The organism is Myxococcus sp. RHSTA-1-4 (assembly GCF_020037125.1).
Classification (GTDB): domain Bacteria; phylum Myxococcota; class Myxococcia; order Myxococcales; family Myxococcaceae; genus Myxococcus.
The window spans coordinates 92,922-119,464 of the sequence record NZ_JAIQDG010000030.1 but is presented as its reverse complement, the minus strand read 5'-3'; the positions used below and the strand labels follow the sequence as shown (position 1 = coordinate 119,464).

The following is a 26,543-nucleotide window of genomic DNA, read 5'->3' as shown; positions in this document are numbered from 1 at the left end:
TCCCGAAGCAGGCGGGTGAGGCCGCTGCCTCAGCGGGCCGCGGCCTCGCTGGGGTCCTTGGACTTGAGCGTCTGGGTGGCCATGCCCGCCATGCTCTCCGCCAGCGCCTGGACGGAGCGGGTGGCCTCCTGGGTCTCCTGCACCGTCTTCAGCGTGCGCTGCATCTGTCCGGACAGCTCCTGGATGGCCTGGGCCATCTGGTGGGTGCCGGCGTCCTGCGCGCTGACGGCGGCGGTGATCTGCCGCACGCTCGCGCCGGTGTCCGCGATGATGATGGCCAGCTCCTGGAACTGGGCGCTGGAGGTGCGCACGGCATCCAGGCTCTGACGGACGCGCTCGTCGCCCTTCTCACTGGAGAGGGCGGCCTCGCGCATGCTCTTGCTCACGCCGTCGAGCACCGCGCGGATGCGGTGCGTGGCCTGGATGGACTGGTCCGCGAGGCCGCGCATCTCCCGCGCCACCACGCCGAAGCCCCGGCCGCTCTCGCCGCTGCGCGCCGCCTCGATGGCGGCGTTGATGGCCAGCATGTTGGACTGGTCCGCCAGGTCCTTCACCGAGTCCACGATGCCGGAGACCTCCCGCGTCCGCTCGTCGAGCGCGAGGATGCGCCGGGCCATCTCCGACACCTCGGTGCGGATGGCCGCGAGGTCCGACAGCGTGCGCTCCAGGGCCGCCGTGCCCTCGCGTCCCACCTGCTCCGCGTTCTCCGCGGACGCCGCGAGCGCGCTGGCCTTCTCCGCCGTCATCAGCGAGGTCCGGCGGATCTCCTTCACCGTCTGCTCCGCCTCCTGGAGCGCCGCCGCCTGCCGGCTGACGCCCTCGGTCTGCTGGTCGCTCGACGCGCGCAGCTGCTGCACCACCGTGGCGAGCTCGCCGGCGCCGGTGCCCATGCGCTCCGCCAGGCTGCGCACCTCATGCTGCCGCTCCTCGAGCTGCTGCGTGTGGAGCTCCAGCGCGCGGACCACTTCGATGGAGCGGCGCGCCACCACCGCGAGCAGCGACAGGGTGAGCGCGAGGTAGCCCCAGTGGGTGACGTTGCCGAGCGTCCAGTCCACCACTCCGAGCACGGGGAGCAGGTTGATGACGATGGAGATGACGAGGACGCAGAAGCCGAAGAGGAAGAGACGGGCGTCGGGGTTGCCACGCCACGCCTCCGCCCCCGCCAGGCCCAGGCACACCAGCAGGCAGACGATGCCGGGGGGCATGAAGGGCACCATCAGCCGCTGGCCGGTGCCCAGGTCCACGAGGGTGATGAGCGCGCACACGCCGGCGATGGCGGAGAACACCACCGACCCCTTGAGGAACCACTTCACCCGGTTGTCCAGGAGCGCATCCGAGACGAAGGCCATGAGGCCGGGCGTCAGCATGAAGACGCTGACAATCATGCCCCGCGTCGCGACGGCCGCCGTGCCCCAGAGCGGGTCGGGCAGGCCGCTCAGGCTCACCAGCAGCAGGCCACCGCTGGCGGCGAACACGGCCAGTCCCGCGAGCATCCGCCGCCGCCAGTGGATGATGAAGGCGCCACCGGCCCCGATGGCCACGGCGAGCATGAGGATGCCCGTGATGAAGGGAACCTGACCTTCGCGGGTATGGAAGGCGAGCAGCTCGTGGTGCGCGCCCACCTGGGCGTTCTGGAACACGCCGATGTTGGGGTTGTTGGACTGGATGCGAAGCAGCACCCGCCCGCCGAGCGCCTCGCGCGGCAGCGGCACCAGGTGCCAGGAGAGGTTCTCCGTTACCTCGTAGCCCGAGCGGTTCAGCGTCCCGCTCGTGTAGACGTTCCGCCCGGCCGCGTACACCTCGACGGCGTTGGTGACCTCGCCCAGGAAGAGGGCCGGCTCGTTCCAGCCGCCGTCGGGCACCGGGATGCTGATCCACACGAAGGTGTTGTCGCCACGCTCGGGAGGCTCCTTGAGCGCCTCCATGGAGCGCCAGCCCTGCTGCCCGGCATCCTTCGCCCACGCGGGCACGCCGTCCGCGCCCACCGGCGAGTCACCCCAGCGGTAGCGCCACCCATCGACCACGGGGACGGGCTGCCCCCCTTCGGCCGCCTGGGCCGCGGGTGTCAGCGCGAGCAGCAGGAGCAGCGCGCAGCTCCACGTGGCGAAGCGCGCGAGCGCCCGGAAGAGGCGTTTTGGCCGCGGACCGAAGCCGTGCGGAGAACGTGACGGGATGAGCGTGCGGGACGCACGAGCAGTCGAGGCGCGGGGGACGTCCATGGCCCTCGCATGGTCGGCCGCATTGGGTGCGTCTGTAAATGGGTCTTACCTACCTCTTTTGTTACTCTAAAGAGCAATGTTGCTTTAATTTTCCAACTGTCGAGTAATAAACACACCCTCAGTCAACGAAACAGCCCCGCAATTGAGGGTCCGTCCGCAGGACATCCTCGACTTCCGGCGTGCAATCCCGCGAGGAGAGCACCGTGTAGAAGTCCTCCTTCAAGGTCGGGGCGAGGCGCACCGCTTCGAGCCACTCCCGGCGTGAAAGCGGGTCCGCGGTGATGCCGCGCCAGAAACCGGTGGCCTCCAGCACGGAGGCCACGCGCTCCGTGCCCTGTCCCTGCAAGCGGCTGACGACATACGTGGCGACTCCGACCTGGAGTCCATGCGGGCGGGGGCGGCTGGCCAGCGTATCCAGCGCGTGGGACAGCAGGTGCTCGCTGCCGCTGGCCGGACGTGACGAGCCGCTCACCTCCATGGCGATTCCATTCAGCATCAATGAGGTGGCCAGGAGGCGGACTCCCTCCAGGTCTCTCACCGGCCTTGCCATGAATTGGAAGACCGTCGCGTCCGAGAGCAGGGCCGCGAAGTCGTTCACCGGGGTGCCCCGGGCGTGGAACGCAAGCTTCCAGTCGGCGATGGCCGTCACCTTCGCGACGAGGTCGCCCACGCCCGACCACCAGAGCGGGTCCGGCGCGCGGAGGCATACATCCGTGTCGACGACCACGCCGGACGGCATCGCCGCGCGCAGCGAGCGGCGCCTTCCTCCCTGCGTGAGGCTCGACTGGGGGCTGCAGAAGCCGTCATTCGAGAGGGACGTCGGGACGGCGAGGTAGGGGAGGCCGGCGAGGAAGGCCACGTACTTGGCGACATCCAGGGCGCGTCCACCGCCGAACCCGATGATGGCCTCGCAGCCTCCGGGCACGCGGGCGAACAGCGCGGTGGCCTGCTCGAAGCTCGCCTCGTCCACCTCCTCCCGCGCGATGAGCGAGATGCCCTCCCTCGCGAGGCTGGCCTCCAGGCGTTGGGCCAGCGCGGGCTGGAGGCCGGTGCTCACCAGCAGGACGACGCGCCGGTGCCCCGCGCGCGCCAGGTAGACGCCGGTCCGGTCCAGCGCACCGGGCTTGATGCGCACGAGGGCGGGGATGTGGAGGGGGTGTGTACGGGAAGGCATCGGCGCGAGGATGGCAGGGCCGCTCAGGAACTGCACGAGAGCGCGGAGCAGCCCGGCTTCGAGCGCGCCCAGTCCGGACGCTTCGAGGCGTACACCTCGCGGCCGGGCTGGTCCTCGAAGGGTCTGCGCATCACGTCCAGCAGCGTGTGCACCTTCGAGTCGTCACCCGCGTGCGCGGCGTCGATGGCCTCCTGGGCGAGCCAGTTGCGCAGGACGTACTTCGGATTCACGGCATCCATGCGCCGCGCCAGCTCCGCCGGGGGCACGTCCTCGCGCCGCGTGCGGTGCCACCATGCGGAGAGCCACTCGACGCCCTTCGCCACGTGTGCCTCGGGCACCTCGCCATAGAAGGTCTCGCGCACCACCGGAGGCAGTGACGTGGGCGCCTCCGCCAGCGTGACGACGTGGGACAGGCCGCGGAAGAAGCGGGTCATGTCCGTCTCCTCCGCCGCGAGCCAGGCGAAGCAGCCATTCACCAGGGTGACGTCCGCCTCGTCCCTCAGAGAGGACAGCCCGAGCTTCTCGGCGAAGCGCCGCCCGGCCTCCTCCTCGAAGGTGCGCTGGTACTCGAGCATCCCGGCCTCGACGAGTGATTCGTCGTCGTCGAAGAGCGGCATCAGCGCGGCGCCCAGGCGCTCGACGTTCCACAGCCCGATGGCGGGCTGGTTGCCGAACCGGTAGCGCCGCTGGCCCGCGTCGGTCGTGTTGGGCGTCCAGCCGGGATTGAAGTCGTCCACCCAGCCGTAGGGGCCGTAGTCGATGGTGAGGCCCAGAATCGACATGTTGTCGGTGTTCATCACGCCGTGGACGAAGCCGACGGCCTGCCAGTGCGCGATGAGCCTCGCCGTGCGCCGCGCGACCTCGCGGTAGAAGGCCGCGTACGTCTCCTTGGACGGCGTGCCGAGCTCCGCGAAGAAGTGCGTCACCGTGTAGTCCGCGAGCTGCTTCAGCAGCGCCACGTCCCCACGGCTCGTGCAGAGCTCGAAGTTGCCGAAGCGCAGGAAGGTGGGCGCGACGCGGCAGACGATGGCACCGGGCTCGGCCTCGGGATTGCCGTCATAGAACATGTCCCGGATGACTGAGTCACCCGTCGCGACGAGCGACAGCGCGCGCGTGGTGGGCACGCCGAGGTGGTGCATCGCCTCGCTGCACAGGAACTCGCGGATGGACGAGCGGAGCACCGCGCGCCCGTCTGCGCGGCGGGAGTAGGGCGTGGGCCCCGCTCCCTTGAGTTGCAGCTCGTGGCGCGTCCCATCGGGAGCCAGCAGCTCGCCGAGGACGATGGCGCGCCCGTCCCCGAGCTGCCCGGCCCAGTTGCCGAATTGGTGCCCGCCGTAGTTGGCGGCGTAGGGCTCCATCCCCGGCCAGAGCGCGTTGCCGGACAGCACCTGCGTCGCCTCGGGGGTGCGCAGCGTGGCCTCGTCCAGCCCCAGCATCCGCGCGACCTCGGGAGACCAGGCGACCAGGCGCGGCGCGGACACGGGCGTCGGCTGCACCTTCGACCAGAGCGCGCCATGGACCTGGCGCGGGCGGCGGTCGCTGAGCGGGTCTCCGGGAGTGGATTCGAGGAAGCGGGAGTGGAACCGAAGCATGGGGGAGGGATGCGCGGACGGCCACGGCGGTGCATGACGAAGCGGCTCAGTCCGCCTCGCAACCAGGGCCCGCACGTACGTAAGGCTGGCCATCGGCCGCCCGCCACCTTTTTCGCCCGTCAGGGCTGCGACAGGCCCCCTCGGTTTTCTCGTAGCGGCGGCTCGGCGCCGGAGTCCCGGCTCTCGAACTTCGAGAGTGCGAGGGGCGGCCCACGGAACGTTGTAACTGTGGCCTGCGGAATGCGCTTTCGCTAGAAGCGACCGCGACATCGTCAGAGGAGCCATCTTGAGCGAGCACACCGTCGAGCTGACGGCGGAGACCTTCGAACAGGCGACCGGAAAGCCCGGTGTGGTCCTGGTGGATTTCTGGGCAGCGTGGTGCGGCCCCTGCCGCGCCTTCGCCCCCGTCTACGACGCTGTCGCGGCCGCGAACCCGGACGTCGTCTTCGGCAAGCTGGATACCGAGGCGGAGCAGGACGTCGCGGGCCGGTTCGACATCCAGTCGATTCCCACCCTCATTGCCTTCAAGGACGGCATCGTCGTGCACCGCTCGAGTGGCGCGCTGCCACGCGGGCGGCTCGAGGCGCTGGTCCACTCACTGAAGACGCTCGACACCGCCGCGGTGAGCCGGGCCGAGGAGAACAAGAAGCTGACGGAGCAGGGCATCCGCCCGCCGGGCGTGCACCCCGAGGCCGAGTGGGACGAGGGCGACCGGGAGTGGGGCCACGGCGGCCTGGACGAGGACGGAGAGAAGCACGGCCCGTGGAAGTACTGGCGCGCCGACGGCACCCTCTGCAACGAGTGCATCTTCCGGCATGGCAAGCCGCACGGCCCCTTCAGGCGATTCCACGAGGGCGGCGCGGTGTCCCAGGACGGCCAGTTCGTGGAGGGCGAGCTGCACGGCCCTCGGACCTGGTACGCCACCGACGGCTTCACGACCGAGCGGATGCACGAGAACGGCATCTCGGACCGGGTTCGCAAGACGGTCATGGTCTATGACCACGGACGGGTGACGGGGATACAGCACTTCGACGGCCAGGACCGCCGCGTGGTGCCGAGCACTGGCGAGCCGTACCCGGATCGCCCCCAGGGTGTTCCGCTGGAGGCCGAGTTCCGCGAGGACCTGAGCCAGTGGGCCCTCGTTGGCCTGGATGCGGAGAGGGAGCGGCACGGGCTGTGCCGCTTCTGGACACCGGAGGGCGAGCTCATCTGGGAGGCCGAGTACGTCCATGGCTCGCGCTCCGGCCGCTATCACTCGCGCGCGGAGGACGAGTACACGGACCCTCGCGTCGTGTTCGACGAGGGCCGGTGCGAGGAGGACCTGGTCTGTGGCGTCTGGTCGCTGCTCGACCGGGACGGCAAGGTGGTGCTGACGCGAGACCTGGGCGTCGCGCAGGGTGAAGCCGAGATGATGCGCTCGCCCGTCTTCTCGAACGCGCCCAGGCCGGCGCTCGCGTGGCGCGAGCATGCCGACGCGTGTGTCGCCGCGAAGCGGCACCGTGAAGCCATCCTGGCCATGGCGCGCGCGGCGGCGAGTGAGCAGCGGGTGGAGCCGCTGGTGGAATTGCTGGCCCGGGTGACGCTCCCGAGGGCGCCGGAGAGCGCGCGGGGCGTCGCGGGGGAGGTCCTGGAGGGAGCGGGGCAGAGCTGGGCGCCCATGGCGGATGTCATCCTGCGTGGGGGTGACGCGGCCATGCTCCTTCGCGGGTACGCGGTGCTGCTCGACCAGTCCGACCGCCCCCGGGCGGCGCTCGACTTCATCAACGCCGCGCTGCTGCTCGCGCCGGAGCGCACGGCCTACCTGTTCACCCGCGGCCTCATCCTGCTGAACCTCGGGATGGACGAGCACGCCCTGGCGGACGCCGAGGCGCTGGCCACGGTGGAGCCCGATACCGCCGGGTTCCTCCGCACGTACGCGCGGAGCCTCTTCCCCCGGTTCGATTTCTGGCCGGCGAAGCAGACGCCTCACTCCACCTACAACGACCTTCCCAAGGCGCCCGCCCAGGACCTGGCGGCCATCCAGCGCATCATCCAGAAGTACGCCACGCGGTTGCAGATGCTGCGCACGGCGCTGCTGAAGCGCTTCAAGCCCGGGGCGTCCCCGCCCTGGATGCCGCCGGACGTGTCCGCCCTGATTCCCTCCGGCCCCGTCGACCTGGCCGTGGAGGAGCTCGAAGGGGAGGACGAGACGGTCTCCATCGACGAGGAGTTCCCCATCGGGAAGATGGGACTGCCGGACCTCGCGCGCGCGGCCCGCGCCGACTGGAACGCGCTCACCTGGCTGCTGTGGGCCTGTGGGGAGAGCCGCCTGGCCATGCCCGGGAAGGTGTCTCCTCCCGAGAACTTCGGCCATGCCGCGGGCATGGCCAGCCAGCGGCTCTGGCGCTGCAGGGATCGTCGCGTGACGGGCGGTCGGGGGGCGCGGATGTCGAATTCACCGGGCTTCCAGTTCGAGGGCGTGGAGATCGATGAGCTCCACTCGAACCTGGTGGGAATCGCCGAGCTGCAGTACGCCGAGATGCAGGCGATGTTCCTCTGGTTGATTGATGCCTCCAACGTGTCTCCCTGGCAGGACAACCTGAGGGGGAGCTGAGCCATGAACCGTACTCCTCGGACAGTCAGCATTTCGGACCCGCTCTGGACCGCGCTGGAGACGATGAGCCGGGAGATGGGCGTGGACCGCGACGTCCTGCTCAACCAGGCCATCTTCTCGCTCGCGCGGCAGTTCGGCTTCATCACTCCCACGCAGGTCAGCCTGCTGGACGCGGCGCCGGCGCGAGCGACGGCTCCCGTACCGCTCGTGGATTCCCAGGCCTCTCGGGAGGAGGGCGGCGGGAAGGCGAGCCCGCGCCTCGAGATGGCGGAGCAGGGGCGCGACCTCGACCGTGCGGCGGCGGCCGTGGAAGCGAGGCCGGAGACCGCGGAGGACGCGGCACGGGAGGGGGCGGAGTCCGCTGCCTCCGAGAGCGCACCGGCCCCCGTGCAGCCCGAGGCGCTCGCTCAGGAAGCCGCGCCGGATACGGAGGCCCTGCGCCTGGCCGTGGCGGCTCGTATCCGGGACATCGTCGAGGACGTCGATCGCCTGGTCTTGCCGGTAGAGGATCGCCCCCTCGACGGTGAGGAGGACTCCGAGGAGGACGAGGACGAGTCTGAAGACGAGGAGGACGCCGACTCCTCGGAGGATGAGGAGGGCGACGAGGACGAATCCGAAGACGAGGAGGACGCCGACTCCGCGGATGAGGAGGAGGACGAGGCCGAGTCTGAGGACGAGGAGGACGCCGACTCCGCGGAGGAGGGGGGCGACGAGGACGAGGAGGACGTCGACTCCGCGGAGGACGAAGACGGCGCCAGGGCCGCGGCCGAAGAGGGCGCGGACGACGACGAGGATGACTCGGAGAACGAGTCCGAGGAGGAGCCGGGAGGCGAGGACTCGGACGAAGCGGGGGACCGCGCGGCCCACGACGACGGTGAGGCTTTGTCCGCACGTGCAGGGCACCGCGGGGATGCCGCGCCAGCCAGGAGCGGCGGGGAGCAGCCTCGTGCGCCGAGGTCGGGCGCTCGCGCGGAGAACACCATCATCGTCCCGGCCAAGCCGGGCCTGTCGCTCCGGGTCAAGCTCGACGAGCGGGAGCCGGTGCTGGTCTCGCGCGAGCGCTTCATCATCGGTCGTGGTCCGAACTGCGACCTGGTGGTGAGATCGGCGCGAGTCTCACGCGAGCACGTGGCGGTGGTGCGGGAAGGCGCGGAGTACTTCATCGAGGATCTCAAGTCCTCGAACGGCACATGGTTCCAGGAAGCGCGCATCACCCGCCGTCACGTGTCGGACGGCGACGAGTACCTGCTCGGCGGCATCCGGGTGACCTTCACCCTGAGCTGACGCAGGACTCCCCGATGGGGGCGGGGACGGACTTCTGCTGAACGCCAAGGCATCAGCGGAGCGCCGTCCCTGTCCAGGTCCCCGGGGCTGTGGCCAGCGCCACGGCGTGGAGGCCGAGCAGGCGGGAGGCGGCCCGCTCAGGGCGGGGCTCGCGCCGGGCCCAGCGGCCGTCCTTCGAGGGTGCTCGGGTTCACCGCGAGCTGCTCGATGCGGAACTCCGGCAGTGCGCGGAACAGCAGCCACTCCCCGCTCTGGAGGGGGCCCTTCACCAGTTGCCCGGTGTCGACCAACTGCCGGCCGAAGGGGCCCGAGGTGTCGCCGAGCACGTGCTCATGGCGGAACCACTCCATCCGCCCGTCGTCCAGCTTCACCTCACCCTCCATGCGGACCGAGCCCTCGCCGATGAAGACGCGCGAGGCGCCCTCCACCCGGCCGTAGGAGTTGTCCGCCAGGATGAGCTCGAAGGCGTCGTCCAGGAGCAGCGAGGGACAGTCGCCGCTGGGCGTGTGTCCCACCACGAGCCGGTGGACGCCCGCTCGCTTGAGCGTCTCGATGAGGTGCGGTGAGGGAAGGCTGGGATGGTTGCGCTCGTTGGCCATGCGCCCGTACACGACGCTGCCCGTGTTGACGCGCTGGCCCGGGGTGGGCGCCTGATAGGCGATGACCGGTTCCCAGGCCGGCCTGCCATCCGCGTCGAAGCGCTCCTCCGCGAAGGCTTCGAGCTGTTCGCGGTACCACTGATTGAGGGCCTCGCCCCAGGCGTCCACGCCCTCCACGCGTCCGAGGGAGGGCACCGTGCCGAGGCTGTCTTCGTGCAGCCCCCCGTGAAGGAAGAGCGTGTTGCCGATGCGGTGGGTGAGCTGGCACACGGAGAGGTACTCGCGCAGCGCGCCCCCGGGCCCGAGGTCTTCGAGGTAGCTGTCCACCACGTCCTCGTCGCTCACGGGGGCGCCGGCGCGGGCGAGCTCGGCCCTCCGGAACTCGAAGGCGCCGCGCGCGCCCATGGTGTTCTCGAAGATCCACCGGAGCAGCACGGGACGTGGGGCGCCGCGCACTTCGGGAGGCGTCCGCGCCAGCGGGTGGCCGCGCAGCTCGCGCACCAGCCTCAGCTTGTTGATGTCACGGTTGCCCGCGAGCAGCACCACCTGGGAGGGTTGCCGCCGCCGGGCCTCCAGGAGCGTGCGCACCACGCGCCGTCCGTCCGGGCCGCGGTCGATGGCGTCTCCCCCGAAGACGAAGGTCGCGCCCGGTGACACCACGAGGCGCTCCCCGTCTTCCAGGGACACGAGCGGATTGTCCTGGCAGAAGGTAGTCAGCTTCCGCCAGAGCCCCTCCACGTCGGTGAGGTAGGCGACCGGGTAGACGACGGACGTCGGCATGAGCCGCTTCTAACACTCCTCCCAGGCATACGGCCCTGGCCGAGTCAACTCCAGGCCGGCTCGGCACGCACCGGCTCCGCGCCCATTGCGGCCGCGGCGCTCGGGGTGGGCACCCGGAGCCAGTCCCACTGCGCTCCGTTCCAGACCATCTCGTGCCAGCCCCTGCGCGCGGCGGCCTCACGTGCCTTGGTCCCGCGGGCGATGAGCGCCCAGCCCACCCGGGACTGCTTGCTGTCCCCGCTCTTGAACTTCAGGAGGCGCTGCTCTCCGCGCGCCTCCTCGAGGTCCGCATCCCAGATCCCTTGCTTGTGGAGCCCGTCTCCGTGGTAGTCCACGAGGTTCCGGTCACACCATGCGGCCACATCCCTGTCCCGCACCAGCGGCGAGCTCTTCGAGAGTTCCGTGACAGCAGCCACGAGCAGGGACGCAGTGATGACACGCATTGCGTGCTCCAAGGATGAGGTCGCACCGGGCAGGGCAACGACCAGCGTCACGCTACAGAGGCAGGGGAGGCCGAGTGGTCATGAGATCTCCGCGTCTTTGTCATGGTTCTGTCATGGCGACGTGACGCAGGACGGCACCCACATTGCTCGCCGAAACAGCGAGTGAACCCGGTCGTGCGCGCTGTCCCCCCTCGGGGCCTGGCATCGGGATTTCCAGGGCTGAGATGACGCCGCGCGGCGGATTTAACTCCGTTTAATTCAACCGGAACCGGGCTCGGCCCGACACATGGATGAGACGTTTCATCCACGAGGGCGCCCGCCATGATTCGCTTCACCCGCTCCCCGCCGCCTCCTCCTCCGCCTCCCCGTCAGGCGCCCGCGCCTGTCCAGTCCAGGCCGGCGGCGCCGTCCCCGGCCACCTCCCAATTCGAGCCCACGTCCCAGGCGCGGGGACAGCCGAACCTCACCCTCGCGAGCAACCTGCACACGGAGCGGCTCGGTGATGGCCGCACCAACTGCCTCGAGCAGGCGATGGGGCTGGCCCGGCCGGGAGACTCCATCATCCTCATGAATGATTCGAGGGACGGGGTTGGCCACGCGCTGGTGTGCAGGCCGGACGGCTCCGTGGTGGACCCCAACCACCCGGAGGTGCGGTACGAGACGCTGGGGCAGTGGCAGGCCCTGCACCCCCAGTACTCCCAGCCCGTGTCGGTGCCGGCCACCCAGGTCCGGCAGGTGCTCTCGCTGCCTCCGGGCGAGCAGCGGGAGGCGCTCATCCGGCAACTGGGACTGTCCGGCGTGGCGGGCCGCCAGGTGGCGGACGATGACGCGCGCTGGGTCACCCCGAGGGAGGGCGTCAACATCCGCAACGCCCCGGGCACCGAGGGCACCCGGGTCATCGACGGCCAGAATGTGGGCGACAGGATGCAGGTGATTGGCCAGAACGAGGACGGCACCTGGCTGAATGTGGAGCTGGAGGATGGGACACAGGGCTGGGTCTTCGCGGAGCTGGTTACGGACACCGAGGCCCCGCCGCCGCCCCCGCCGCCGCGCTTCGAGGACTGGCTGGTCAACGGCACCCGGCCCCCCGACCTGGACATCCCCATCTGGAATGCTCTGGGGCCGGAGGGCCAGCAGCGGCTCATCCAGGCCGAGCGGGAGAAGGCCGTGGCGGAGGCCTGGCCGCCGCCGGACTTCGACCCCAATGGCCCTCCGCCGCCGTCCATCGACGCGCGGACGTGGCACCACCTGCCTCCCGAGGACCGGCAGGCCATCTTCCACGAGCAGTGGCAGGCCGCCGTGCGCGAGCAGACGGCCCTGCTCTTCAACGGCGTGCCCGAAGGCGGCGTGGCCGCGGAGAGTCCGTTCCTTGGCGCGGACAGCGACCTGGGCCGCGGACAGGTGGGCCAGTGGAGCCGGTATGCGGTGCAGGAGGGCGCCGCCGCGCAGTACTTCAACCTGCAAACGGTCTTCGGCGAGGGCTGGCCCGCGACGCACTACAACCTGTGCGGCCCCCTGGCGGTGGGAGCCTCGCTGGGCCTGACGCCGCAGCAGGCGCTCACCCTCTTCAAGGACTCCAACGGAGACGTGAGCGAGTCCCGCCTCAAGGGCCGGGGAACGACGAACAACGCGGACCTGGAGAAGATGTACGAGGCCGCTGGCTGGACGGCGGAGTACACGGCGGGGCAGATGACCCGGCCGGAGGACATGGCGCGGCTGCTGGCCGAGGGGCAGCAGCTCGTCGCGCTGGTGAACATCGACACGTCCGGCAGCGTGGACGGCATGCTGCGTGACTTCGACGACAGCACGAAGCAGGTGGCGCACTGGGTGAACGTGCGCGCGGTGGAGCAGGACGCCAGCGGAGAGTGGATGGTGCGCGTCTACAACCCCTTCCAGAACCGCGAGGAGGTCTACTCCTGGGAGGACTTCGAGGCCTCGTGGAACAAGACCGGGGGCACGAACGAGGACGGCACCAACTGGTTCAACCGCTCCTACGGGCTGCTCGTCGCCACGCCGCCGGAGGAGTGACGGAGGGCCGGGAGCCGAGGAGATCAGCCCCGGCTCCGGCGGGCGGCCGGAGCCTCCGGGCGGTCGAGGTCCGGAGGCTCCAGGATGAGCGGAACGTCCAGCCTTCGGGCGAACCAGTACCCCAGGTGCAGCAGCCCGCGTGGCGTGGTGGCCCGGCTCCCCAGGCGCTTGTTCTTTGCTGGCGAGTGGACGCACAGCTCGAAGCTCGCGTCCCCGTCGCTGTCGACAGTGCGTTCGAGGACCAGCTTGGGGGACGCGTACCCCGTGTGCCGGGTGTGGAAGAGGCCGTGGAAGACGTGGACGAGCGAGCCCCGCTGAACCTCCCACGACTCCCGCCCCTGGTGGCCGCGCCATGCCCGCAGCCCCGCCAGCGCCGCGAGCACGGTGAGGACCCAGGCGAAGAGGGAGCCCGTCCAGTCGCCCCCCGCGATGAACATCCGCCGCGCCAGCCCTCCCGCGCACGCCGCGAGGACGAGCGCAGCGAAGCTCCAGCCCAGCACCTCCTGTCGTCGGACGTGGCGCGCGGCCCCGAGGACCCAGGCGCCGTTCGGGAGCCGTTCACACTCCCAGCCCGGCGGAGTGTGGTCCGCCAGCGATGGCTCGTCCCGGGCCAGCGCGAACAGCTCCCGGAGCAGCTCCGCCAGCTCCCGGCGCTGCTCCACCGTTCCGCTCTGGAGCAGCGTCACCGTCTCCCCGCTGGCCAGACTGGCGACGAGCACGCCTCCGGGGTCCTCCGGGTTCACATCCACCAGCTCACCGCGCTTCAGGTGCCGCTCCGAGCGCCACGGGCCCACCCGCCACCACCGCGTCACCCCGGAGGGGTTGAAGGACAGACGCTCCTCGCTCAGCAGCAGTGCCAGCAGTGCACGCAGGGAGGCGGCACCTCCCACCGTCCACATCGTCAGCCACACGCCCAGGAAGAGAATCGCCCCCACTACGCCCTCGGCGGAGTTCGTGGCCCCGGTGGGCGGGGCGCCCTCCAGCTGTTCGGGCAGCAGCAGTTCCCGGAAGGTGAAGACCAGCGCCCCCAGGGCGAACAGCTCTCCCACGGCCCAGCCGCAGAGCCACACCGCCAGGGGGACCGCCGCGACGTACCGTCCCCAGCCTGACGGCCTCAGCCGCGCCGTCCACCGTTCCGAGCTCTTCTCCAGCCACATGCGACGCGCTCCCGGGCCAGCCCTCGCGTGCACCACCAAAGGCTCCACCGGCCTCCCGAAACGCTACCACCCCCGTTGTCACCGTCCCGACACACGCTGGCGCGCGTTCGCGGGTGCCAGGGGGAAGCGGCGTGGTCCCGTCAGGCGCGGCGGGGCAGCAGCGACACCAGTGCCAGCGCCACCAGTCCCGTGGCGGCCGACAACACCGGCGACCAGGGGTTCACGGGTGTGACGTCCAGCGCGAGGTCCAGCAGCCCGTTGGCGAGGTTCCAGCCCCAGTGCAGGCCCACCGCGCCCCACAGCGAGCCGGTGCGCGCCGCGGCGGCCGCGAAGGCCAGGCCGGTGCAGAAGAGCATCAGCCACTCCAGCGGGCCATTGCCCAGGCGGTACACGTGGGTGAGCACGAAGACACCCGCCGCGAGGAGCGCGTAGCCCGCTCCCTGTCCCGCCACCGGCCACGCCCGGAGCCAGAAGCCACGCGCCACGATGTCCTCGGCCACGGACGGCACGAGGGTGGACACCGCCACGCCCAGTGCCGCCAGCACCAGCGCGCCAGCACCGGGAAGCTGCGCCAGCGGTTGCACGCGCAGGATGCCCAGCGCTCCGCCCGCGAACACGGACAGGGGCTTGAGCACGAGCATCAGCGCCAGCGCCGGCCCCAGTGCCCGGCCACGCCACTCCAGCGCGTACGCGTGGAAGCCGTTGCGGTACCCCAGCCACCTCCCCACGCCCCAGGCCACCGGGTGGAACAGGGTCATCATCACCGCCGCCACCAGCGCGCTCCCCAGCCACCGCCCGCCCAGTCCCTCCGGCGCCTCGTAGCAGGCGAAGAGCACGACGTACGCGAGCACGTGCCGGGCGCGCGAGGCGGCCGGGACAGCGGAAGCAGGAGGGGAGGGGTTCATGGCGACGCGGAGCCGTGGCGGAAGAAGGAGCCTCCCGGGCCACGGTATCCCGCATGAACACCACCGGCGGCGCTTGCGCAAGCGCCATCCCGGTTCACGGACTGCGTGTGCGTGGCGCGTGTGGAATCCGTGATGAAGCCATGATGAAGGCCGGGGGCGCGGTCTGCTCTCATGCGTCGCACCCGGCCAACGGCAGGCCGTGCGAGGAACCTCCACCCGATGAGGAATGAAAAACGGCATCCGGCGGTGCCGCGCTCCAGACGTGTGGAAGGTATCGCCGCTGCGCTCATGCTCGTGGTCGGTGCATGGCCCGCCGTGGCATCGGCCGGCTATGTGGTCTTTCCACGCTGTGCCGAGCGTGGAGCGTACTCCGAGCTGCTGGAGCCCCATGACCGTCCGTCGTCAACCCGCCCGGAGACGCTGTCACACGCGGACGCCCTGCGGCTCTACTCGCGTGTGTCATTGGCGCCGAGGGATCCACTCCCGCTGGGGCTCATGCTGGGAGACCTCGGGCTCCTGCGGAACCCATGCAAGGACAAGTCCGTGTCCGTCACCGCCCAGGGCCTCTCCCTGCGGGAGGATGAGCGCTCCCGGTCGTTCCTCGCCAGCACGCTGCGACTGTCGATATACGACTCCTGGAGAAGCGCCAGTCCGGACCTCTTTGCCTCCCTGACCTGGCTGGCCTATCGCTCCGAAGGAAGCAGCCCGCGACTCGGGCCGGCATCCATCGGGGTCGGATATGGCTTCTTCCTGGGTGATGAGCATCGCGACGAGCAGAAGCTCCACCTGTCCGTTCGCGTGCACCTGCCACCGACATTCGTGGCCTCGAGTTCGCTCCGCCTTGGCGTGGAACCGGGCGTGGCCTGGCGCTTGTCCGCCGGCTCTGGCCGTCTCACCGTCCACGGTGGGGCCACGCTTCCGTGGCTGAATGAGGAGACGCTCGATGGCACCCGAGGTGGGCTCCGCCTGGCCCCCACGGCCAGCGTGACCTGGCGTACGGAGGACTGGCACGTCCTGACTGGCGAAGCCGGTGCCCGCTTCGACTTGAGCCGGTTGGAGCAGGTCACGCTCGGCGGCGCATGGCGCACGGTGACGTTCGGCTGGCTCTCGGTGGAGCTCGCCGCGGCCGCCGCGGTGGCGGGACGCCGGCACGGGTCCTTCACGATGGGCATACGGCTGGCGTCGCACTGACCCACTCAAACGAGCCCTGCTGTCAGTCCAGCGCGCGCACGGGGACGACCCACCACTCCTTGCCCGTAGCCAGGTCATCGGCGAGGAAGAAGACGTTCCGGCCGGAGCGGATGAAGTACCGGGGGAAGGGCATGGAGCCCTTCAGGCCAGGGACGAGCTCCTGCACCAGACGAGTCCCCCGCCGCGAGGCATCGCTCTTCCACAACTCCGCGCCGTGGACGCCGTCATCGGCGCCGAAGAGGAGGCGGCCGTCCACACCGTACAGCTCCGCCCAGAGGGTCGAGGAAGCCGGACCGGGGTTGATGTCCTTGACGAGCACCGTGCCCGCCTCCGTGCCGTCGCTCTTCCACAGCTCCTCACCGTAGCCGGGGGACGCCGCGGCGAAGAAGAACGTCCCATCACTGGCGGCGCCTGTCCCCGGATAGGAGACGGACCAGAAGTCGCCAGGGTTCACGTCCTTCAACAGGCGGGTGCCCTCCGGCGTGCCATCGCTCACCCAGGGCTCGCGGCCGTAGACCTGGTTGTAGGCGAAGAAGAAGGCCTTCCCCCCCACGCCGGTGAGGGTCGCGGGGTAGGAACCCTGGGTACCCGGGGCGAGGTCGCCCAGCATGAAGGTGCCTTCGGGCGTGCCATCGCTCCGCCACAGCTCCTCTCCGTAGCCGTGCACCCAGTCCTCGGCGTTGAAGAAGAGCAGGTCTCCCACCACCCGCATCGGCTCGTATTTGAAGCCGATGTCGGTCTCCGACACGCGGAAGGTGCCCTCGGGCGTGCCATTGCTCCGCCACAGCTCGGGCCCATGCACGGGGTCGGTGGCGAGGAAGATGAGCGAGCCCCGGAGCTCGTTCAGGTGGAACGGACCCGAGCCGGGCTCGCCGGGAAAGATGTCCCTGACGAGCACGGTGCCCGCCGCCGTGCCATCGCTCTTCCACAGCTCGCTTCCGTGGACGCCGTCATCGGCGACGATGAAGAGCACGCCGCCCGCCACGAACGGGGTGGCCCCACTCGAGCCGGGGCCGGGCAGGATGTCCTTGACGAGCCGGGTGCCCCTCTCCGTGCCGTCGCTCGTCCACAACTCGCGTCCGTGGATGCCGTCATCCGCGGTGAAGAAGACCCGCCTCCCGCGCGACACCATCGCCTGCTCATAGGTGAAGCGCGAGACCGAGCCTTCGGGGCCGGGGCGGAGGTCCTTGACGAGCCGGGTGCCCTCGGGCGTGCCGTCGCTCGTCCACGGCTCGAGGCCCGTGCTCAGGTCGCGAGCGAAGAAGAACAGCCTCCCGTCCGCGTCGACCGCTGAGTACAGGGACGGGTCCCCCAGGCCGGGGACGAGGTCCTGCAGCAGGTACGCGGGACCCGAGCCCGAGCGCATCGAGCTGCTCTCCGCCGAGAGGAACTCGGCCCCGGAGAGGCGGCCTCGCGAGTCGAGCTTCGCGGACCACAGCTCGGCGCCCCGGTAGCGGTCCTGGGCCACGAAGAAGAGCCGCGAGCCGGAGCGGGTGAAATCGCGGGGCGACGAGGAGAAGGCACCCGGGGCGAGGTCATCCACGCGGTGGGTGCCCTTGCGCGTCCCATCACTCGTCCACAGCTCATGGCCCGTGCGCGGCTCTCGAGCGGTGAAGAAGAGCCGCCCACCCTCGGCTTTCAGGAAGGCGAGGCTGGGGCTGGGCTCTCCGGAGAGGATGTCCTTCACGAGCCGGGTGCCACCGGGGGTGCCATCGCTCCGCCACAGCTCGTCGCCGAGCCCCGGCACGTACGCGCAGAAGTAGAGCACCCCGCCCAGCGCGGTCAGCTCCCGGGGATGCGAGCTGTCCGGACCGGGCCGCAGGTCCGCGATGCGCCGGGTGCCGCCGGGGGTGCCGTCACTCGTCCACGGCTCGACGCCAGCGGCCGGGTCACTCGAGAGGAAGAAGACGCGGCGCCCGGCGGCCGTCATCGAGAAGGCGTCGAGGTCCTCACCGGGAGGCCGCACCTCCGCGAGGGGGACCGTGCCCTCCGGCGTGCCATCGCTCTTCCAAAGCGTCACGAAGCCGGGTGGGTCCTCACGGTCCTCGTAGTCGAAGAACATGAAGAAGTAGAGCGTCCCGGCCGCGTCCGTCGCGGAGAGGAAGTGGGGGAACTCGTTCGGTTCCGTTGACTCGAACCGGCGGACGAGCACCGTGCCCGCCTCCGTCCCATCGGTCCGCCACAGCGCGTGCGCGGCGAAGAAGTAGAGGGAGCCCCCCACCACCGTCAGCTCCCGGGGATATGCGCTCTCGGGCCCTGGGACGAGGTCCACCACCCGGGAGGTCCCTCCGGGAGTGCCATCGCTCTTCCACAGCTCGGTGCCGTGCTCCTCGTCGGTGGCGACGAAGAAGAGCGAGCCCCTGAAGGCGGTCAGCTCCGGGGGCCCCCACACGCTGGTGCTGGGGTCGATGTCCATGACATGGGAAGTGCCACCGGCGGTGCCATCGCTCTTCCACAGCTCGGCGCGGTAGTCGGGAGTGGCCCTGACGAAGAAGAGCGTCCGGCCCACCGCGGTGAGCGCGTGAAACTCCGAGCTCTCGGGCCCGGGGGTGATGTCCTCGACAAGGCGGGTGCCACGGCTGGAGCCGTCGCTCTTCCACAGCTCGGTGCCGTGCTCCGCGTCGGTGGCGATGAAGAAGAGCCTCCCGGCCACATCCGTCAGCGAGGAGGGCGCCGAGCCGGGCTGCCCCGGAGCGATGTCCTCCACGCGGGAAGGGTTGCTCACGCCATCATGTGAGGTGGAGAACGCCTCGAGCTCCGTGGCTGGGCTCCGCGCGCCCGCCTGCTCGGGCTCGTCTGGAGGTGCGGACATGGGCCCGCAGGCCATGGCGAGGGCCAGGACTGGAAGGAGGATCCTTTGCGGAACCCGGTTGGCGGACATGAAGCACCTCCCCTTGGGCCGAAGCCGTTCGAAGCACGGAGTGGGGAGTAAGCTGGGGGCGAGGACCCTCCATGCCAGCCGTTCCTGGGAGGGAACTGTTTGTCAGGTGACGGACGGGCAGGGGCACTTCGACATCCGCTACTTCACGGCCCAGATGGCCAGGTGGGACTGGCTCATCATGAAGTTGCCGAGGTGGTTCGCGTTGGAGGGGCGCGTCGGTACCACCCACACTTCACGCGCCAGCTGGGAAATGAGCCCGTAGTTGTTGAGCAGCGAGTACGGGTACCAGTACCCGTCTTCCTCGGAGTAGCCCTGCCGGCGGAATCCCTGCTTGATGAAGGTGAAGAGCCCGAGCGTGCCCGTCGCATAGAGCGCCAGGCGCAGGCGGCGCGACCAATCACCGCCGAAAGCGAAGTTGTTGTGGTCGCTGATGAGCACCGCCTTGGAGGCCACGCGGAACATCTCGCGGATGCAGGGCTCGGGGTGGTCCGCATGGTGGAGCACCCCGGTGGCGCACACCATGTCGAACTGGCCATCCACATAGGGCAGCGCCTCGCCCTGACCCACCCGGATGTCTGCCTCCGGTACGCGCTGGCGCGCCTGGTCGGCCATCTCGGGCGAAGGGTCCAGGCCGTTGAGCGTCACACCGGGCAGCTCGCGGGCGTACCAGGCCAGCGCGCGCCCCGTGCCGCAGCCCACGTCCAGCAGCGAGCGAACCCCCAGGCTCTTCGCCGCCGGCAGCGTGCGGCTCATGGCCACGTAGTGTTCGTCATCCGGTGCGAGGTGCGCCTTGTCGTACTCCTGGATGGTCCGCTGGTAGTACGCGTTGAGCCGGGTCGTCATGGCACCTTCCCACCGCGGTCGAGGCGGGCCCCCAAAAGATTCCAAAGGTATCAGCGAGAATGCTTCAGACCACGCTGGCTGGATTCTTTCAAGGGGGCTCGATTCCTGATTCAGCGGGGCGGCGGGCATGTCGCTTCCGACCCACGGGGGCCGGTGAGGCAGTCCATCCATGTCTTGAATCCTCACGCTGCCGATGGCCGCTACGGTCGTGGAACCAGCCATGTCTGCCTTTCCATCGTGAAGGATTCAAACTCCACGGTCCTTCCGGTTTGTCCTCCACCCCACAGAGCGCACAGATGAGGCTGACTGTCTTGTTTGTAGACGAGATATAGCATTTTCACTTTGCCCCCCGAACGAGGGGAGTCGAGTCACGGAGGGTGTCGACGATGCATCCCGTAAGTGATTCCGCCCGTATCTCGCGACGTGGATTCCTCATTGGAGCCGGTTCCGCGCTTGGCGCTCTCTCGATTCCCTCGCTGGCGAACAGCGCGGCCGTCGGCGCCGGAGCGGCCATGGCCAGCGGGGAGCACGTGTCAGCGCTCGTCATTGGCAGCGGCTACGGCGGGGCGGTGGCCGCGCTCCGTCTGACGCAGGCGGGCATCCACACTCACGTCGTCGAGATGGGGCAGAGCTGGACCACTCCGGGCTCCGACGGGAAGATCTTCTGCGACATGCTCAACCCCGACGGACGGTCCTACTGGCTGAAGACCCAGACCGATCAGCCCGTCGGCTACTTCCTCGGCATTCCGGTCAACAAGCGCATCCCGAAGTATACCGGCGTGCTCGACACGGAGCGCCTCGGCGACATCCGCGTCTACCAGGGCCGAGGCGTCGGCGGCGGGTCCCTGGTCAACGGCGGCATGGCGGTCACTCCGAAGCGGAGCTACTTCGAAGAGGTCCTGCCGTCGGTCGACTCCGACGAGATGTACTCGAAGTACTTCCCCCGTGCGAACGCCGCCCTCGGGGTCAACCACATCGACCCGGCCTGGTTCGAGACCACCGACTGCTACCAGTACGCCCGGGTCAGCCGGATGCGGGCGCGGAACGCGGGCTTCACGACGACGTTCGTGCCCAACGTCTACGACTTCGACTACATGAAGCGCGAGGCGGCCAAGGAGGTGCCACGCTCGTCGCTGGCCTCCGAGGTCATCTACGGCAACAACCACGGCAAGAGGTCGCTGGACAAGACGTACCTCGCCGCCGCCGCGGCCACGGGCCGGCTCAGGATCTCGGCCCTGCACATGGTGACCTCCGTCGCCCCGGCCTCCAGCGGGGGCTACACCGTCGAGATGAGGCAGCTCGACACCTCCGGTAACACCGTCGCGAGCAAGACCGTCACCGCGGACCGGGTGTTCTTCGCGGCCGGCAGCGTCGGCACGAGCAAGCTGCTGGTCTCGATGCGTGCCCAGGGCAAGCTGCCCGGCCTGCCCCCGGCGGTCGGGGAGGGCTGGGGCAACAACGGCAACGTGATGGTCGCCCGTGCCGGGCTGGACCTTACGGGGGCCCTCCAGTCGGGCATGCCCGCCATGGGCATCGACAACTGGGCGGACCCCGCCGGGCCGGTGTTCGCGGAGATCGCCCCGTTTCCGGCCGGCTCCGAGCTCTGGATCAACCTCTATCTGGCGATCACCCGGAACCCGAACCGCGCCCGGTTCACCTTCAACGCGTCCACTGGCAGGGTCGACCTCTCCTGGAAGTCCAGCATGGCCCAGCCGTCAATCGACGCGGCCAAACGGGTGTTCGACGCGATCAACAAGAAGGCCGGCACGGTGTACCGGACCGACCTCTTTGGCGTCTACAAGACCTGGGGTGACGACCTCACGTACCACCCACTTGGCGGCTGCGTGCTGAACCAGGCCACCGACAACCACGGACGGCTTCCTGGATATCCCGGGCTGTATGTCATCGACGGAGCGCTGATCCCGGGCAGCATCGGGGTGAACCCGTTCGTCACGATCACCGCGCTGGCCGAGCGCAACATCGAAGAGATCATCAACACCGACCTGACGTAGAGCCCGCGGGCCCGGCACGTATGGGAGGTTGTGCGCGTCAGTCGAGAGACCCCGCGCAGATGCCAGCCCCGGAGCACGCGCCTGCGAGACACGGGGTGCAAGCGGATTCGCTTCATTCCGCAACCAACGCTTGAACCCGCCGCGCGTGGCTCTATCGTTCCGCGCTCCATCGGAGCTCGGAAGCTCGCGCGGCCGGCCCCGCCCGCGACTCCGGCCTCCCTTCCCACAGGAGTGCCCTTGCGCCCGCCTCTGCCGCTCCGCCGTGCCGCACTGAGCCTCGCCCTGCTGGCCGTCCTCTTCCAGGCCATGCCCGCCGCCGCCGAGGAACTGGCCATCACCGTGGGCCTCCGCACGAGCGTGCAGTCCCAGGTGCTGGGCGAGGAGCGGCCGCTGCTCGTCTCGCTGCCGGGGAGCTACGCGTCGTCCCCCACCACGCGCTACCCCGTGCTCTACGTGCTGGACGGTGAGTCCCACTTCCTCCACGTCAGCAGCATGGTGGAGTTCCTCTCCCGGCGCGGCCGCCTGCCGGAGATGATTGTCGTCGCGGTGCCCAACACGAAGGACCGCGACCGCGACCTCACGCCGCCTTTCAGCAAGACGGAGCGCGCCGACAATGGCCAGCTCCTCATCGACGTCGCGCCCACCGCGGGCGGCGCGGACACCTTCCTGCGCTTCTTCAACGAGGAGCTCATCCCCACCGTGGATGCGCGCTACCGCACGCGGCCCTTCCGCGTCCTCATGGGCCACTCCTTCGGCGGCCTCTTCGCGATGCACACGCTCGTGAACAGGCCGGAGAGCTTCAACGCCTACGTGGCCATCTCCCCGTCCATTCATTGGAACAGCGCCGAGCTCGTGCGCAAGGCCCCAGAGGCCTTCTCGCGCCTCACCGCGCCGGGCCGCATCCTGTACCTCGACGAGGACGCCACCGAGACGCCCAACATCAACCGCCTGCGCACGCTCACCCAGGCGATGAAGAAGCGGAAGCTCCCCTCCCTCACGTGGCACTACGACGAGGTGGCCGACGAGGACCACGGCACCCTTCCGCACATCGGTGCGTACGCGGGGCTGAAGTTCGTCTTCAGCGGCTGGAAGCCGGCGGAGAAGGTCCGCTTCAGCAACGACCTCGCGCCCCTGGAGGCGCACTACGCGGCGCTGAGCCGGCGCCTGGGCTACCCCATGCCGCCCCCGGAGGACATGCTGACCAATGTGGGCTACTGGCACCTGCGGGAGAAGCAGCTTCCCCAGGCGCTCGCGGTCTTCGAGCGCACCGTGGCCCTCTACCCCGACTCCGCCAACGCCCACGACAGCCTGGGCGATGCACTGGAGGCGGCAGGCCGACTCCAGGAGGCGCTCACGCACTGCGAGCGCGCCGTCGCGCTCGGCCGCGAGCACCAGGACGCCCACGTCCCCGACTATCAGAAGCACGCGGACGCGGTGCGCGCGCGGCTCGCCGCGCAACCCGCGCCCTGAGCCTCGCCCGGCTCGGGGGCCGTGCCGGCACTGCCCCTGGATGCGGACCAACTCCGTGTGGAACCACTGCGCGGAGTCCAGCAGTATGGGCGCTGGTCCGGTCGGCGAACAGGTCCAGCTGCTGCTCCTTGATGCGGGTTCCGGACGCCACGGCGCACTGGCCGCGCGTTACGCCCCCCGCCTTATCGGCGGCAGGCGCCACTTCCCATCGTCAAACGCCTCGGACCTGGGCACGTACATCCGGAGCATGGGGCGGAACCGCCCGGCGGGCGCCGGCAGCCAGTTGGATTCTCGCCCCGGTCCGGGTGACTCCTTCTGGAGGTAGAGGTCCAGCGAGCCATCCGGGTTGTACTGGAGGCCCTGCGTCCGATCGCCAATGGCGTACCGCCGGAGGGGGTTGTCCACCAACATGAAGTCCGGTGCGTCGTACATGGTGAGCGACCAGAAGCCGTCCACCGGTGGGGGCTGGTCGAAGTGCACGACGTAGCGGTGCTCGCCGGAAAGCGGCGCGCCGTCCGCGTCCAGAAAGGTGAACGGGTAGAACGCCTCGTAGGCCTGGTTGCCCCAGATGGCGAGGCGAGCGGCGACAGCGCGGACGAGGCGGCTTCGCTCCGGTTGGGCAATCTTCCACCGGGGCGCGTCGAGCGTGCCGAACTCAAAGAAGTGAGTGTTGTAGTTGAACATCTCCCACGCGGCCTGCCAGTTGTTGCGCAGCGGGAAGAGTCGCTGCCCTTCCTGGTCGATGGTGGCCCGAGCCGCCTCCTCTCCGGCCCGCAGCGCGGCGGCCAGCGCCGGGTCTGCCCCCACATAGGGACTCCGCTGCGCCAGCAGCCCCAGCGGCTCGAAGCGCTGCTGGTATGCGGCGTCGTCCGGGTGCGGAGGGTACGCCATGGCCCACGTCCGGAGCCGCTCCCAGAACATCAGCTCTTGCGGCACGTTCGGCTCCGGCTGCGGAAGCGGCCAGTCGCCCAGCTTGCGTGAACGGGTATCGGAGAGTCGCGGGTACTGGGACAGCGGGATGAGCGCCAACGCCGCGGCCAGCTTCGTGGCGTTCGGGATGTCCTCCTCGCCATTCACCAGGAGCCGGCCCGTGATCATGAACAGCCGGGTCGGGGCCCGGATGACACGCATCCCCTGGGGAGCCTCGCCGCTCCAGCCTGGAGGCACGAGCAGGAACTCCCCCGCGTGCTCGCCAGCGGAACGGAGGCCGACGTAGGCGAAATTGTTCGTCCAGGCATCGATGAACTGGAACACGTAGTACCGGCCCTGGATGTCCGGCACACGGAAGACGAGCGGCTCTGGCCCGACGTCCACCTGGGCCACGGTGTAGAGCGTATCGCTGTTGGGTGAGACGACCCCGGCCTTGCGGCTCCGCTCCGGGGTCGCCAGCGTGGTTTCATGCCCAAACGTGTTGACCGGCGCTGCCACCGAGGCGACGGGGACCGTCGAGAGCCGCACCTGCCCGCTCACGCCTTCGACCAGTGGAAAGCCGTAGAGGAACGCCTCGGTGGCAAGTTGCTCCAGGGAGGCGCGCTTCGCCGGGGTCTGACGCTCGCGCACCTTCTCGATGTTGCCGGGCCTCCACGTCTTGTCGAAGAAGGCCTGGGTCGGGCTGTAGAGGCGGATGGCCGCGAACCACCCGCGCCCGGGCACCGTCTTGAGCCAGTTGGCGCTCCCGTCCTTCGGCGCTTCAGGGCCGAAGAAGATGTCCGCCGAGCCGTCCGGGTTCAGGCGCAGGTTGCTGTTGGACGCAATCGAGGGAATGCGCTCGCCATTGTCGAGCAGGGCCCTCGTGTCTGCATCATGGAGCACGACCGACCAGTAATTGAGGACTGGCACGTCGGCGGGAACATGCAGACGGTAGGACCTCTCCCCGAGGAGGTTGTCGCCGTCGGCATCCGTGAGGCCCCCCAGGTACTGGGCGCCCCTGCCGGGCATCGCGACGGTCATCGCGGGGCGGGTCGAGTCCGCCGAGTGGAAGGAGGCGAGCATCGCGTCGACGTCGAGATACGTATCGGTCTTGAAGACCGGGCTGCCTCCGTGAAAACCGGGCCGCCACATCCGGTCCTCGTAGGCCTGGACGCTTGGGTCATCGGCGTACGCCACAGCCGTCGACATCTTGAAGCCGACCTGAGCGGCCGTCTCCAGCAACGACTTCATGTGTGCGTCGGGCTGGAACGGCCGGCCCTTGACGATGCCGAGCGTAGCCGCCATGCCACGCATCGCGAAGTCCTCCGGCGCGGCCGGCTCGTTGTTGATGAAGCTGGCGAGGTTCTCGAAGTAGGTGATGTCGCGCGGAGAGTCCAGGTTCAGTGGCACGCCCGAAGCACTCACAAAGCGCATTGCGGGTGGTGCGTCCTTCCGTGCGAGAGGGTAGATGCGTGTCCTCTGCAAGAGGGCCACGCCCGGCTCACTCCTGCCCGCCTCCAGGAAGGCGCGCCAGAACACGAACACGCCATGGGTCGGCGACCTCAAGGTGAAATAGCCATCCGGAATCTCACCCTCGTGGTCAGCCGGCACCAGGAGGTACTTGCCTCCCTTGCCCTGGTCAGGTCCCGCAAGGCCCACATCCGTGAGTGGCCGATGCCAGGCATCATCAAGGAGTCCCTGCAACCCGGGGGGAGCCTCGATGACGACCGGGCCGTCCCGCTTCAAGTCGAGCCAGGCCATCGCGTGGATGACGTCCGGATTGGGCGTCGTGACGAGGGGCTTCGCGTCGAGCCGGTCATGCCAGATGGCCATCACGCTCGCGCCAGCGCCGAATTGCCGTTCCTGGGCTTTGCGCATGGCGAAGAGGTTCATGGCGGGCAGAGCCCACAGGTAGACCTGAACAGCTCGCTCGAATTGCAGTTCTGCGCGGAGCGCATCCGCTGATTCCTTCGTCGGGTAGCCCTCGAGGAAGGGCAGGTTCGCCAGATCGCCCCAGCGGGCATGTGGATCGATTGAAGTCAGCATCGTGTCAGGCTCGGCGAAGAGGGCTTGGAACTCGTCTCCAAGCTGCGCACAGGCCCAGTGACAACAAGCGGACCGACTCCGGCCCAGAGACGCTTGCCTCACCCCATGGTGCGAGATAGCGGCCTGAAGGTCCGGCGCAGGCAGGGGTGCCGCGGTTCGGGCGGGACAGGTGGAGCACGGCTCGCCGGGGACAGGCTATCCGCTCCATGCGCTCGCCTGCGTGTCAGGCCAGGCGGATGGAGGAGTCACGAATCACATCGGGCACGGCCTGACTCCTCCCGTTTGCAGGGAGGCGCGTCCGGTCACTCCGACGCGGATGTCTCTTCAACGTTCACCCCTTCCGCCAAGGTGCATCATGGCCAGACGAGCCGCCTCAGTCAGAAAGTTCTCCCCCAGCGAAGTGAAGAAGCACATTCG

At 69.5% G+C, this 26,543-nt stretch carries 16 protein-coding genes; 6 read left to right on the top strand and 10 right to left on the bottom strand.

What is annotated here, in order from left to right; translation table 11 throughout:
- Window positions 1–29: 29 nt before the first annotated feature.
- From K8638_RS33300 to K8638_RS33290, 3 genes are all read right to left on the bottom strand, one after another.
- Window positions 30–2,219 carry a methyl-accepting chemotaxis protein gene (locus K8638_RS33300; RefSeq protein ID WP_223758715.1) on the bottom strand — a complete coding sequence of 730 codons (2,190 nt, stop codon included), beginning with the start codon at window positions 2,217–2,219 and terminating at the stop codon, window positions 30–32.
- A 118-nt stretch (window positions 2,220–2,337) separates the two neighbouring features.
- Window positions 2,338–3,393 (bottom strand): iron-containing alcohol dehydrogenase family protein, encoded by a 1,056-nt coding sequence (locus K8638_RS33295; RefSeq protein ID WP_223758714.1) that lies wholly within the window; start codon window positions 3,391–3,393, stop codon window positions 2,338–2,340.
- Between the two features lie 23 nt (window positions 3,394–3,416).
- On the bottom strand, window positions 3,417–4,985 hold the full coding sequence (locus K8638_RS33290) for a YdiU family protein (RefSeq protein WP_223758713.1): 1,569 nt from the start codon (window positions 4,983–4,985) through the stop codon (window positions 3,417–3,419).
- Between the two features lie 286 nt (window positions 4,986–5,271).
- Here K8638_RS33290 and trxA point away from each other — a divergent pair, with 286 nt between their 5' ends.
- Together trxA and K8638_RS33280 are read left to right on the top strand one after the other, a co-directional pair.
- Entirely contained in the window at window positions 5,272–7,578 is a 2,307-nt protein-coding gene (trxA, locus tag K8638_RS33285) for a thioredoxin (protein ID WP_223758712.1), read from the top strand.
- 3 nt (window positions 7,579–7,581) lie between these two features.
- Window positions 7,582–8,862: an FHA domain-containing protein gene (locus K8638_RS33280; protein ID WP_305071207.1), complete on the top strand. Its 1,281-nt coding sequence runs from the start codon at window positions 7,582–7,584 to the stop codon at window positions 8,860–8,862.
- 137 nt (window positions 8,863–8,999) lie between these two features.
- Here the strand turns inward: K8638_RS33280 and K8638_RS33275 are convergent, their stop codons facing one another.
- Window positions 9,000–10,241, bottom strand: a complete 1,242-nt coding sequence (locus tag K8638_RS33275; protein ID WP_223758710.1) for a metallophosphoesterase — start codon at window positions 10,239–10,241, stop codon at window positions 9,000–9,002.
- A gap of 44 nt (window positions 10,242–10,285) precedes the next feature.
- The gene (locus tag K8638_RS33270) at window positions 10,286–10,684 is read right to left on the bottom strand and encodes a hypothetical protein (protein ID WP_223758709.1); all 399 of its coding nucleotides are present in this window, start codon (window positions 10,682–10,684) and stop codon (window positions 10,286–10,288) included.
- A 321-nt stretch (window positions 10,685–11,005) separates the two neighbouring features.
- Between K8638_RS33270 and K8638_RS33265 the strand changes: the two genes are divergently transcribed.
- Window positions 11,006–12,712, top strand: coding sequence for an SH3 domain-containing protein (locus K8638_RS33265; protein WP_223758708.1), 1,707 nt, complete (start codon window positions 11,006–11,008; stop codon window positions 12,710–12,712).
- 23 nt (window positions 12,713–12,735) lie between these two features.
- Here K8638_RS33265 and K8638_RS33260 read toward each other — a convergent pair whose 3' ends face one another.
- Window positions 12,736–13,869 (bottom strand): hypothetical protein, encoded by a 1,134-nt coding sequence (locus tag K8638_RS33260; protein WP_223758707.1) that lies wholly within the window; start codon window positions 13,867–13,869, stop codon window positions 12,736–12,738.
- Between the two features lie 140 nt (window positions 13,870–14,009).
- Window positions 14,010–14,774, bottom strand: a complete 765-nt coding sequence (locus tag K8638_RS33255; protein WP_223758706.1) for a CPBP family intramembrane glutamic endopeptidase — start codon at window positions 14,772–14,774, stop codon at window positions 14,010–14,012.
- 543 nt (window positions 14,775–15,317) lie between these two features.
- On the opposite strand from K8638_RS33255, the gene K8638_RS33250 reads away from it, so the two are divergent.
- Entirely contained in the window at window positions 15,318–15,965 is a 648-nt protein-coding gene (locus tag K8638_RS33250; protein ID WP_223758705.1) for a hypothetical protein, read from the top strand.
- Between the two features lie 22 nt (window positions 15,966–15,987).
- On the opposite strand, the gene K8638_RS33245 is transcribed toward K8638_RS33250, so the two are convergent.
- Window positions 15,988–18,690 carry an ELWxxDGT repeat protein gene (locus tag K8638_RS33245; protein WP_223758704.1) on the bottom strand — a complete coding sequence of 901 codons (2,703 nt, stop codon included), beginning with the start codon at window positions 18,688–18,690 and terminating at the stop codon, window positions 15,988–15,990.
- A 294-nt stretch (window positions 18,691–18,984) separates the two neighbouring features.
- Entirely contained in the window at window positions 18,985–19,689 is a 705-nt protein-coding gene (locus K8638_RS33240) for a class I SAM-dependent methyltransferase (protein ID WP_223758703.1), read from the bottom strand.
- A 512-nt stretch (window positions 19,690–20,201) separates the two neighbouring features.
- On the opposite strand from K8638_RS33240, the gene K8638_RS33235 reads away from it, so the two are divergent.
- Window positions 20,202–21,701, top strand: coding sequence for a GMC oxidoreductase (locus K8638_RS33235; RefSeq protein ID WP_223758702.1), 1,500 nt, complete (start codon window positions 20,202–20,204; stop codon window positions 21,699–21,701).
- A 237-nt stretch (window positions 21,702–21,938) separates the two neighbouring features.
- Window positions 21,939–23,171 carry an alpha/beta hydrolase-fold protein gene (locus K8638_RS33230; protein WP_223758701.1) on the top strand — a complete coding sequence of 411 codons (1,233 nt, stop codon included), beginning with the start codon at window positions 21,939–21,941 and terminating at the stop codon, window positions 23,169–23,171.
- Between the two features lie 168 nt (window positions 23,172–23,339).
- Here K8638_RS33230 and K8638_RS33225 read toward each other — a convergent pair whose 3' ends face one another.
- Entirely contained in the window at window positions 23,340–26,126 is a 2,787-nt protein-coding gene (locus tag K8638_RS33225; protein ID WP_223758700.1) for a DUF1254 domain-containing protein, read from the bottom strand.
- Between the last annotated feature and the right edge of the window lie 417 nt (window positions 26,127–26,543).

Excerpts from the sequence above, each read along its gene's own strand:
- K8638_RS33255 (WP_223758706.1), bottom strand. The coding sequence starts at position 14,774 with ATGAACCCCTCCCCTCCTGCTTCCGCTGTCCCGGCCGCCTCGCGCGCC.
- K8638_RS33265 (WP_223758708.1), top strand. The coding sequence starts at position 11,006 with ATGATTCGCTTCACCCGCTCCCCGCCGCCTCCTCCTCCGCCTCCCCGT.
- K8638_RS33280 (WP_305071207.1), top strand. The coding sequence starts at position 7,582 with ATGAACCGTACTCCTCGGACAGTCAGCATTTCGGACCCGCTCTGGACC.
- K8638_RS33235 (WP_223758702.1), top strand. The coding sequence starts at position 20,202 with ATGGCCAGCGGGGAGCACGTGTCAGCGCTCGTCATTGGCAGCGGCTAC.
- K8638_RS33270 (WP_223758709.1), bottom strand. The coding sequence starts at position 10,684 with ATGCGTGTCATCACTGCGTCCCTGCTCGTGGCTGCTGTCACGGAACTC.
- K8638_RS33240 (WP_223758703.1), bottom strand. The coding sequence starts at position 19,689 with ATGACGACCCGGCTCAACGCGTACTACCAGCGGACCATCCAGGAGTAC.
- K8638_RS33260 (WP_223758707.1), bottom strand. The coding sequence starts at position 13,869 with ATGTGGCTGGAGAAGAGCTCGGAACGGTGGACGGCGCGGCTGAGGCCG.
- K8638_RS33275 (WP_223758710.1), bottom strand. The coding sequence starts at position 10,241 with ATGCCGACGTCCGTCGTCTACCCGGTCGCCTACCTCACCGACGTGGAG.
- K8638_RS33295 (WP_223758714.1), bottom strand. The coding sequence starts at position 3,393 with ATGCCTTCCCGTACACACCCCCTCCACATCCCCGCCCTCGTGCGCATC.
- K8638_RS33290 (WP_223758713.1), bottom strand. The coding sequence starts at position 4,985 with ATGCTTCGGTTCCACTCCCGCTTCCTCGAATCCACTCCCGGAGACCCG.
- K8638_RS33225 (WP_223758700.1), bottom strand. The coding sequence starts at position 26,126 with ATGCTGACTTCAATCGATCCACATGCCCGCTGGGGCGATCTGGCGAAC.
- K8638_RS33300 (WP_223758715.1), bottom strand. The coding sequence starts at position 2,219 with ATGGACGTCCCCCGCGCCTCGACTGCTCGTGCGTCCCGCACGCTCATC.